This window comes from Blautia sp. AF19-13LB, from assembly GCF_003479105.1.
Lineage (GTDB): Bacteria > Bacillota > Clostridia > Lachnospirales > Lachnospiraceae > Fusicatenibacter > Fusicatenibacter saccharivorans.
Genome location: NZ_QUGO01000009.1, coordinates 170,610 through 180,456, shown reverse-complemented (window position 1 = coordinate 180,456; position 9,847 = coordinate 170,610). Strand labels below are relative to the sequence as shown.

General features: G+C 41.5%; 8 protein-coding genes and 1 pseudogene. 1 reads left to right on the top strand and 8 read right to left on the bottom strand.

Annotated elements, in window-relative coordinates; genetic code table 11:
- Window positions 1-298 (top strand): transposase (locus DWX32_RS11410; RefSeq protein ID WP_147398489.1); only part of this gene is annotated, 298 nt, incomplete at its 5' end.
- A gap of 242 nt (window positions 299-540) precedes the next feature.
- Here DWX32_RS11410 and DWX32_RS11400 read toward each other — a convergent pair.
- The 8 genes and pseudogenes from DWX32_RS11400 to DWX32_RS11370 form a co-directional block, all read right to left on the bottom strand.
- Complete coding sequence (locus DWX32_RS11400; RefSeq protein WP_055220717.1) at window positions 541-882, bottom strand: nucleotidyltransferase domain-containing protein; 342 nt, start codon at window positions 880-882, stop codon at window positions 541-543.
- A gap of 270 nt (window positions 883-1,152) precedes the next feature.
- Window positions 1,153-1,251, bottom strand: a pseudogene (locus DWX32_RS20745) (DEAD/DEAH box helicase family protein); the annotation flags it as partial.
- A 100-nt stretch (window positions 1,252-1,351) separates the two neighbouring features.
- On the bottom strand, window positions 1,352-1,957 hold the full coding sequence (locus tag DWX32_RS11395; RefSeq protein ID WP_117510997.1) for a YczE/YyaS/YitT family protein: 606 nt from the start codon (window positions 1,955-1,957) through the stop codon (window positions 1,352-1,354).
- Window positions 1,958-2,097: 140 nt separating this feature from the next.
- Window positions 2,098-2,946, bottom strand: coding sequence for an MBL fold metallo-hydrolase (locus tag DWX32_RS11390; RefSeq protein ID WP_158555036.1), 849 nt, complete (start codon window positions 2,944-2,946; stop codon window positions 2,098-2,100).
- A gap of 21 nt (window positions 2,947-2,967) precedes the next feature.
- Window positions 2,968-4,527: a carboxylesterase/lipase family protein gene (locus DWX32_RS11385; protein ID WP_117804614.1), complete on the bottom strand. Its 1,560-nt coding sequence runs from the start codon at window positions 4,525-4,527 to the stop codon at window positions 2,968-2,970.
- A gap of 68 nt (window positions 4,528-4,595) precedes the next feature.
- Window positions 4,596-4,757 (bottom strand): helix-turn-helix domain-containing protein, encoded by a 162-nt coding sequence (locus tag DWX32_RS20875; RefSeq protein ID WP_082424921.1) that lies wholly within the window; start codon window positions 4,755-4,757, stop codon window positions 4,596-4,598.
- 57 nt (window positions 4,758-4,814) lie between these two features.
- Window positions 4,815-7,658 carry a beta-glucosidase gene (locus tag DWX32_RS11375; RefSeq protein ID WP_117804615.1) on the bottom strand — a complete coding sequence of 948 codons (2,844 nt, stop codon included), beginning with the start codon at window positions 7,656-7,658 and terminating at the stop codon, window positions 4,815-4,817.
- Between the two features lie 101 nt (window positions 7,659-7,759).
- Entirely contained in the window at window positions 7,760-9,457 is a 1,698-nt protein-coding gene (locus tag DWX32_RS11370) for an extracellular solute-binding protein (protein WP_158579581.1), read from the bottom strand.
- Window positions 9,458-9,847: the final 390 nt, after the last annotated feature.

The following is a 9,847-nucleotide window of genomic DNA, read 5'->3' as shown; positions in this document are numbered from 1 at the left end:
AGCCCTTACTGCATTCGCCGGAGTTGATCCTGGGGTAAACGAATCTGGTTCCTATGCCCCAAAAAGCGTCCCAACATCTAAACGTGGATCTTCAAATTTAAGAAAGACTCTTTTTCAAGCAATGGATGTTCTTATCAAAACCATGCCTCAGGATGATCCTGTATATCAATTCATGGACAGAAAACGCACCCAGGGTAAGCCTTACTATGTTTATATGACTGCAGGTGCTAATAAATTTCTCAGAATATACTATGGACGAGTGAAAGAATATCTTTCTGTTCTTCCTGATCCAAGCTAATTCAAAACTTTTACTTTCAGACCAGCACTGGTTGTGGTGGCCTTATTTTAATGCCTAATTTTTAACCTGTAAAGTTTTTTAACTTTCTTCAATTTTAGTATTGACTTTTTATTTGCAGGCTAAAGTAACGAGAATGCGACGCGCCGTTTTCAATAGAAAATAATGCTCTTGCTGATTTCAGATCATTTCGGGCTGTTTCCAGACGATATAACACCAGATCCCGTCTAGTACCGATTTCCTGATTATGCTGCTCCATACAAAACTACCCCTTCTTTATGAATATTGGAATAAAATGGATAGTTCACAATCCACTTGTTAAAATGTGCTTCACTTTTTGCAATAGGCTTAATATCCGTGTCATGATCCATATTAAAGTCATAGGTCATGTACGAGAGCTGTTGTGCATATGCCTTTAATTCCAGATCTGACATATCTACCAGAATCATAATGTCCACATCAGAATCCGGACGGAAGTCACCCCTTGCATAAGAACCATAAAGGATTATCTGACGTACATGGGAACCATAAATCTTCTTGACCTCTTCCACATACTGTTTAATTAAATCCTGCATAATCTTTGGCATACATCATCACCTCATTTTCTGCTGATAATACTATAAGTTTCTCGATTCACAAATCTTTCTTCTTGATTTTATTATAACCAGTTTACCTTCGTTTCTCAATCAGTATTTTCCATGTATCAATTTTACTACTTTCTTCGACGAATTTTGTTCACCGTTATAGCCAATCCATCATGTCCATTTACTTTTAACGCATCGTTTATTATGCTTTATATAGTATTATTTTACCTTTCCAAATCAATATATGGTATGCAAATTAATATCAAGATACTAGGAGACAAAGTATTCCACTGCGTTTTCCGGGAAGAATTCCTTAAACTCACCATACAGCTGTGCTGCAAGTGTTTTATTGTGCGCTATGATCAAGGTTGGCTAAGCCCCATTAACAAGGCAAAGACCATCTGCATATGGATCCGTGTCTCCTTCGATGCTTCCAGCAACAGTTTAGCATCGTAATACCCAATTGCCACCTTTAAAAAGATAACTGTATCTTTTTTTCATAAATATTAATAATTCTTCCTATAAATAAGGCTGTCAGTATGGTTCCTATACCAAGACCATAAAAATGGGTATGATTAATTAAACATAAAATAATAGTGACAAACACAAGTGTAATATCAAAAGTATTTTTCACTATTGAAAAAGGAAAAGAGAAGACTTCTGAAATAGTTTTTACAATACCATCAGTTGGTGTTAAAATAAGATTTGTTTTCACGCTTAAAAATACGCCCATTGCAGTAATGAACATCGTCATAATAAAACAAATAACCCTTAAGTATAAACTTAACGATAATGTAGGAATTATAAAATCATATAAATCAGTCAACCAACCAAAAGCAAACGATAACGGAATTTCTAAAATAAAAGTAACTGTGATCTTTTTGGATAAAATACATTGAATAATAACAAATATTAAGTAACAGATAATAGAAGCTGTTCCTAAAGAAATGTTATAGATTTGTGATATTGAATACATCACAGAACTAAAAGCAGCAACTCCTAAATCAAAGCGAACATTTAATACAACAGCAAAAGCTATTAAATTCAAACCAAGAAAATACAAAAAATATTTTTTCATTCTTATTACCTCATCATGTCTATGGTACTGTAAGCCACCAGAACCGGAGATTCTGCCTTGATGGCACACTTATAAAAAGCCCAAAGGTCTTGATTTCAAGGCTTTCAGGCTTAAGTTAACCCCAGCGGAGTCTGTTGTGTTTATCTTACTGGAATTTCACCTTCATCTATCAGTCTGTCTGGGGAAAATACAATACGGATTCTTCCGTCTGTCGCAACCTTGCAATCTCCGTCAAACGCATTCTTACCGCCATCCTCGATTTTCGCAGTTCCTGAAAGGATATTCTCACAGATGCGTATCGCTGTATTCATGATGCTATGATCCATGGAACCAACGAAAGGCATTCCCGCATATCCCACATGGCCATTAAAATTGCGGTCAAATTCACTTTCATAGGACTTGATTTTATCCAGAGCTCCCAATAGTGTATTAATACTGTCTCTGCAGAGCAGATTACCATTGCAGGCATCTCCAGAAAACAGGATTCGCTCTTTCCGATCAAGGAAACAACAGCCTCCCGATGTATGACCCGGTGTCTCAATTACCTCGATACTGCGTCCCCCCAGCTCAAACACCATCCCCTCCTTCAAAGGAAGACATTTTGGCATCTTTTGTATCCGCCGGATATCCGCAGGGCTACAGTCATACACATCGTAAGCTCCCATATTTCCCAAAAGTTCCACATAATCTGCGATGCTATCATAATTTATCGGTTTAAGACTATCCTCATCTTTTTCGTGAATATATACCTCTTCAAACTGAGCAGCTCCTCCGATATGATCCGGATGTCCATGTGTCAGCACTACATCATAGGGAAGCGGAGTCAGCCAGGAAATCAGCTTTTTCAGGTCTGTCATTCCGACACCCGTATCGATGAGTAATGCACGTTCCGTACCTTTTAACAAAAACATGGCTGTCATACCAGCCTCATTGATAACCCAGGTGTCTTTTGCAATCTCCGTCACCTGATATGTAGTCAGCTTTGCCATATGCATTCCATCCTTTCCGCATCAGTGCATAAATACATTTTCTGCATCCTCATCTAATGGTACAGTAAATGCCGGAGCATGTTTAACAAGAAGCTCCATCAGCCTGTGGTCATAATTATCTTTAACTTCGCAGATATTGTCAAAAATCATAATTGCCTCTTTACCTGGCTCACATACCGGCCACTGCGGAAGAGAAGGAACGGAAGGATTTCCGTATCTCGCAAAGTTTATCCAGGCACCACATATTCTCTCCTGCAGGCGGTCTGTTTCTCCCGGCACATTGCAGATAGGAATTCGGTCAATATTATGGAAAACAAACGGGATTTCAGAGCAATGCCATGCCAGTTTTCCTCCCTCATATGGGAATTCATAATTAAACATGTAGGAATATACGGGAGCTTCCTTATGTACTGACTTCTTCGCAATGAAATCTTTCGATGCATAACGGAAAATATAATCCAGCGACAGAACATCTACAAGGCGATTATTCGGATATGCTTTTTCGAATTCTGCTGCAATCTCTTCTGCATCCTCCTGAAAGCATTTTTCCAGAAGTTTCATCGTTTCCTCACGGGTCAGTTCATCCCTATTCTCCAGAACCGGCTTGAAATCAAATTCTCCAAAAACGCTACCCACTATCACCGGAATCTTTTTTGCTCCATCGGTAAATCCTACTCTGCGCGGATCACCGGCATACCATGAATTTGCTCTCGGCTCTCCTCCCACGTAGAGTCCTTTCTCCTGCAGCTTGGGTGACACCTTATTATATGCTTCCGCAAGGAAATAGTAAGGAATCGTTTCCAAATCCTCAACGGATTCCAACTTCAATTCCGTCAGAAGGGCCTCCACAATTGCGGTACCGTCATCCTCTGCCTCTTTTTTACCTTCTTCTATTACGCCGCTCTGGATAATCCCCTTATGGAATAAACCTTCTGCAGCCGGTGTATTCATCAGGGAATAAACTTTCATTCCACCACCGGACTGACCAAACAGGGTTACATTACCTGGATCTCCGCCAAAACTAGCAATATTGTCCTGAATCCAATGAAGGGCTGCGACCATATCTGCATTTCCCACATTAGCAGAATTGTAGTATTTTTCCCCATAAGCAGATAAATCAAGATATCCCAAAATATTCAGACGATGGTTCAATGACACGACAACCACATCTCCGTACTCACTCAGATGATCTCCCTCATACGCCACCTGTTCAATGGATGAGCCTGCAAAGAATCCACCTCCGTGCAACCATACCATAACCGGTTTTTTTGCTTCCGGATCCAGACTCTGTGTCCAAATATTCAGATACTGACAATTCTCATCCATTGGCCAGTAACGATGTGGGATCATAACCTCCATCAACGGATGATCCTGCATCAGCATAGGGCACACATAACCATAGGCCAGAGCATTTTTAATACCTTTCCATGGTTTTACCTCTCTTGGCATTTGAAAGCGATCAGCATCAGCATACTTGATGCCATGGAAAGTGTATGTAGAATTCATCTTAAATCCCCGTATCTTACCCGCCTTAGTCTGAACTACCGGTTCTGCCTTACTACAGTAAAAACAATTTCCCATTTTGTATTCCACCTTTCTTTAGTAATTTTATGTATATCTTATTTCATTACCATTTTGTCATTTTTTTGTTACCGTTTTATTACATCTCTATCTCCACATACAGTTTGCATATTAGTCTCTTCCTGTATTGCAGCCCGATACTGAGAGGGAGTCATATGATAATGCTTTTTAAACGCACGAAAAAAGTTTTCCGTATTTTCATATCCAATCTCTTTTCCGACTTCAGTCATCCTCTCATTTTCTAAACTTTTTCACCTCATTATACAATAATTATTGATACCCATCTACTATAATCCCATACATTTCAGAATGATCCGAAGATTATGGACTGCACATCTTTGCACATCTCCGAGACACAGACGAGGTTTCTTATCTAAATGTCCTTTGTATCCGATTGCTCTGCCATCATCTAAAATAAAAGCAACTTCCTCATTGGCCGGGCATATCTTTGGCACAAAACTTGCCGGATCATTGAAAAATGTTTTCATATCATTTGCCTGCATGTAGACTTTTTCCCCATCAACCAAAATCTCTCCATCCTTCATCTCGGCAGTATGTCCTTCACCCAGAGGTGCCATGACTGTATCCGGTCCTTCCGGATCAACTGTAAAGGAATTCCAGCTGGCTGCGAAAACCGGTGCAAATGGTACTTCCTGCACCATAATTACCTGCCCACGTTCATCAAACTCTGGCATAACTGTTCTCACAGCCTGAAGAATATTCATGGCCCTTCCTTTTCCTCCCGGCATAATCAAATCATTTCCGGCATGCATGGATTTCCAGGGTGTACTGCTGCCTCCGTTCCAATCAGTCATGATCAGACCTTCAAATCCCCATTCTCCGCGGGCAAGATCCGTACATAAGTCATAACTATCTGCTGTAGGAACACCGTTGATCAGATTGTAGGAACTCATGATAGACAACGGTTGAGATTCCTGAATAGCAATTTTATAGGGTTCCAGATAAATCTCCCTCAGTGCCCGCTGACCAATCACAGAATCCACAGCATTCCGATTCGTCTCCTGATTATTAGCTGCATAATGCTTAATGCATCCACCTCCTCCTGGCAGGCTCTGAAGACCGCGTACCATTGCTGACGCCATCTTTCCAGATATGAGAGGATCTTCAGAAAAATATTCAAAATTTCGTCCGCACATAGGATCACGCTGAATATTCATTCCTGGTCCCAGAAGCAAATCAATCCGCATTGCCTGCATATCTGCTGCCATTCCGCATCCTACCTGTTCCAAAATTTCCGGATCAAAAGACTGAGCAAGAAGCGTACCCACCGGCCATGCCGTACAGTAATGGTATACCTGCCTCTTTTCCCCCGATTCCAGATCGGTTGCCTCAAACTGCTGTGTGATACGCACACCGCCCGGACCGTCTGCCAATACAATAGAAGAAACACCATAACTTTCCAGTGCGTGTGTTGTTTCCCCTGCCGCTCCAGGTACAGATTCCGAACTGGCTCCAATCACAGGATTGTTCTCATCCTGCACACCCCAGCCTGTACCACAGCAAAGATCCGCCAATTGTGCAGCATCAAGCTGTGCGGCAAATTCTTCCATTGACACTCTGCCCGAAGCCACATCATTCAGCTTCCATTCTTTCTTTTCCACATACCGTACTGTTTCGTAAGGCATAACCGGCTGATAGCTGGTATCTGTCGCATATGTAACCACCTTTTCATCGCTATAGGCTGAACGCGAATCCAGCGTTTCCGGTATCTGCACAGCCAGAAGAACCGGTACATCCTTCCATATAGTTTCATCCTTTCGGTCAGTTAACCCCTTCTTTTCCTCCAAAGTTTCCGTTAACGGAAGCTCCACCAATACCTGTTCTGTCAAAGCAGTTTGTTCCAGCCGAATCTTGCACACCGGTTTTGTATCTCTGGAAGAAGTACCGATACGCACTCCATAATCTCCTTTTGACAGAATATAACCTCCTGCATTTTCACTATAAGATGCAAGATTACGCAGCGGTATGCGGATTTTGATATCTTCCTTTTCGCCCGGTGCCAGTAACATCGTTTTTTGGAAACCTTTCAGCTCCTGTTCCGGCATATCCATCTCCGATACCGGTGCAGAAACATATATCTGCACAACTTCACGTCCGGCAAACGCTCCTGTATTTTCTACTGTTACGCCAAGAACCAGTGTATCCTCATCCAGCGATGCCTCCAGATTTCCCAGTGCAAATGTCGTATAGGAGAGTCCATAACCAAAAGGATAACCCGGCTCAACATTAAATGTATCAAAGTAACGATAACCTACATAAATTCCTTCCGTATATACTGCCTTATTAAAATCCTGAAGGAAATTGCCTGCCGTAGGATAATCTTCATATTTTTTTGCCCAGGTTGCGGTCAGCTTTCCTGACGGTGTTGCCTTACCTGTGAGAATATCGGTAACGGCGGCTCCTCCCTCCTGTCCTGCCTGCCCCATGAGAAGAATAGCATCCGCACAAGCCGCCTCCAGATCCTGCACCGATATGGAGCCCGGAACATTCAGCACCAGTATCAATGAAGAAAAAGCTGACCGCAGCTTTTTAAGATTATCCATCTCCACTGCAGAAAGCCTGTAATCTCCAATTTCATACTTTTTATCCCCAATGGATACTTCTTTTTTCATGAAACGATCATTTCCCTCACCGGAATTTCTCGAAATGACACAAATAGCAGTTTCTGTTTCTTTTGCATATTCTTCCAGTTTTTCTGTTGTCAGCGGTTCCTCCGGAAACGCAAAAACACTCATGACCTGGTCCTTCATCTCTCTTTTGGCCAGATCATAGCATCTGGCCCACGCCATCTGCTGTTCCCGGTTCACAATCTCAAAACCTTCTGTTTCCATAGCATTCAGAATATTAATATGATAACGCAGAGACTGATCCACATCCTGATCACCACCGCCGGAAAGACCGCCGTTAAAAGGATCTCCCGATCCCGTTCCGCCGCGGATTGTTCTGGCAGCTCCGTTTCCAAACAAGGCAATCTTTCCCCTGCCCTTTAACGGAAGAACCCCATTTATGTTTTTTAAAAGTACCATTCCCTGCGTCGCCGCTTCTCTCGATATTGCAGCACCGCTGATCTCACGTTCGGACATCGGCGGATATATCGTATTACTTTTCATATTTTTTCCCTGCCTTTCATTTCTATTCCCCTCTTATCCATTTATGAAAAGAACCTGACTCCTTACGAATCAGGTCCCTTTATCAGTTTCCATATTTTTGTTTATGAAATTTTTTCTGCCAGGAAATCTGTCATCATCTGTTCTGTTTCTTCCAATCCATTAGCCTCATAATCCGCAATCAGCTTATCCCAGTTTGCATCAAAATTATCTACACTTTCTGTTACGCACTTAATCAGTCCCGGCCATGCAATCTCATTCAGAATTTCCACATTGTTCGTAATCTCCTGCGGTGTCGCATATGCCCAAAGTGGGGAATACGGCGGTGTTTCGAATTCATCTGGCTGCGGGAAGATATCGGTCAGCATCTCTACATTCCATGCTTCACAAGCTGCCTTCTGCTCCTCGTTATACTCTGCAATTACAGATTCTCTCGTAACAGGTGTGTAAGGATTACCATTTTCATCCACTGCACCGTCTCCATAAATCGGAAATCCCGTATAATTGCCAATACCAGTATTTTTTCCGTAATCCGGATCAGAACTTGCTTTTGCAATCTCTTCTTCCGTACGATATCTCATTCCATTCTCATCTACAAAATAGTTTTCTCCTTCAACACCCCATTTGTAAAGTACTGCACCCTCATCGGAGCAGAGATAATCAAGGAATTTAATTGCACGAACCGGATCCTCACAGCTCTTTGTGATTGCCATTCCGTATCCAACCTGAAGACCCTGATACATCAGTGTGGGTGCCTTCGTCTCAGCATCAATTGTCACAGGAAGCGGACAATATGTTTTATCCAGTTTTCCTTCTGCTTTCAATGTTGCTTCCGCCTGTGCATAATGCCAAAATGCATCAGTAATAGCTACAACACGTCCGCTGGCAAGCTTTGCAATGTAATCGTCATCTGTCTGTGTTGCAAAGTTTGGATCCAGAATTCCCTCATCATACATACGACTCAGCCATCTGAAATATTCTTTTTCTTTATCACTCACATGCTTGTAAATGCAGTTATAGTTATCATCAACAAGCCAGGAACCGTTATCCGGTGCACCATCAGCAATAAATCCAGCGGGATTACTGAGTGTAATGAGCCAGTGCCAGTCAGCAGCACTCATGGAAATACCAATGGTATCCAGACCATCATCGGTTTTAGGATGTGCTGCCAGGTACTGCTTGATCAGGGCTTCATACTCCTCCAGAGTCTTAGGATATTCATAATTATTTTCCTTAAGAGCTGCGTACTGTATCTGGCAGTTTCCTCCGGTTACCAAAGTCTGGTATCCTACACCAGCATAAGAAAGCTGATATATTCCTTCATCTCCAGAACCCCATTTCAGCTTTTCAAACTCATCGCCGTACATTTTTTTAATATTTGGACCATATTCCTCGATCAGATCTGTCATATCAATAAGTGCACCTGCCTCATACAGACTGTTTACACTTTGCTTAGCATAAATCATATCTGGATATTCGTCCTCAGCAATCATCAAAGATATATCCTCGTCAGGATCACCTGTACTGGCTACCGGATAGGAAATATCCAAAGTCACACCTGTGGCTTCAGTAATCGCCTGAGCAACAGGATTTTCCCAGTTACCATTTTTTCCGTCTGCATTGTAGTACTTGAAAGTTATAGGTGACAAATCATCCTTACTGTCCCCAGTACTGCTCTCGCTGTTTTCATTCTTGCCGCTTTCGCTCTTACTGCTTTTCGTATCCTTGGAGCCACATCCTGCCACTGTTCCAACGCAGAGTGCTGCTACCATAAACAGAGCTAAAATTTTCTTCCTTTTCATGTTATTCCTCCCTATATTCTTAGAAAGTCCTACTATAAGGCCAAACATTTGAGATTTTACAATACCTCTATTATTTGTCTCTCATTGCAATAACTCTCCAAGATTATTTTAGATTTTCACGCGCGTTTTTTACTTATCTAAAAGATATCATGGATAGTATATTGGAAGATACAGGAGAATTAACCTTTAAATTTAGAAATATTGACTAATCATTTTTGTAAAAAAAGGTACACCCGTGCGAACCTTGAAAATTTCATATAAAACAATAAATTTATGTCAGGAAATGGGATCATGATCTCAGATTATTTGTGAGGTGATCCTATGTCTTTTTCTAAGAATGAATAATTTCTTATTCACAGAAGAAGGGACCAGGGTTATCAGCTGTCCTGC

Bases quoted from the DNA above. Each gene is read 5' to 3' on its own strand.
- DWX32_RS11390 (WP_158555036.1), bottom strand. From the start codon at position 2,946: ATGGCAAAGCTGACTACATATCAGGTGACGGAGATTGCAAAAGACACC.
- DWX32_RS11385 (WP_117804614.1), bottom strand. From the start codon at position 4,527: ATGGGAAATTGTTTTTACTGTAGTAAGGCAGAACCGGTAGTTCAGACT.
- DWX32_RS11400 (WP_055220717.1), bottom strand. From the start codon at position 882: ATGCCAAAGATTATGCAGGATTTAATTAAACAGTATGTGGAAGAGGTC.
- DWX32_RS20875 (WP_082424921.1), bottom strand. From the start codon at position 4,757: ATGACTGAAGTCGGAAAAGAGATTGGATATGAAAATACGGAAAACTTT.
- DWX32_RS11375 (WP_117804615.1), bottom strand. From the start codon at position 7,658: ATGAAAAGTAATACGATATATCCGCCGATGTCCGAACGTGAGATCAGC.
- DWX32_RS11395 (WP_117510997.1), bottom strand. From the start codon at position 1,957: ATGAAAAAATATTTTTTGTATTTTCTTGGTTTGAATTTAATAGCTTTT.
- DWX32_RS11370 (WP_158579581.1), bottom strand. From the start codon at position 9,457: ATGAAAAGGAAGAAAATTTTAGCTCTGTTTATGGTAGCAGCACTCTGC.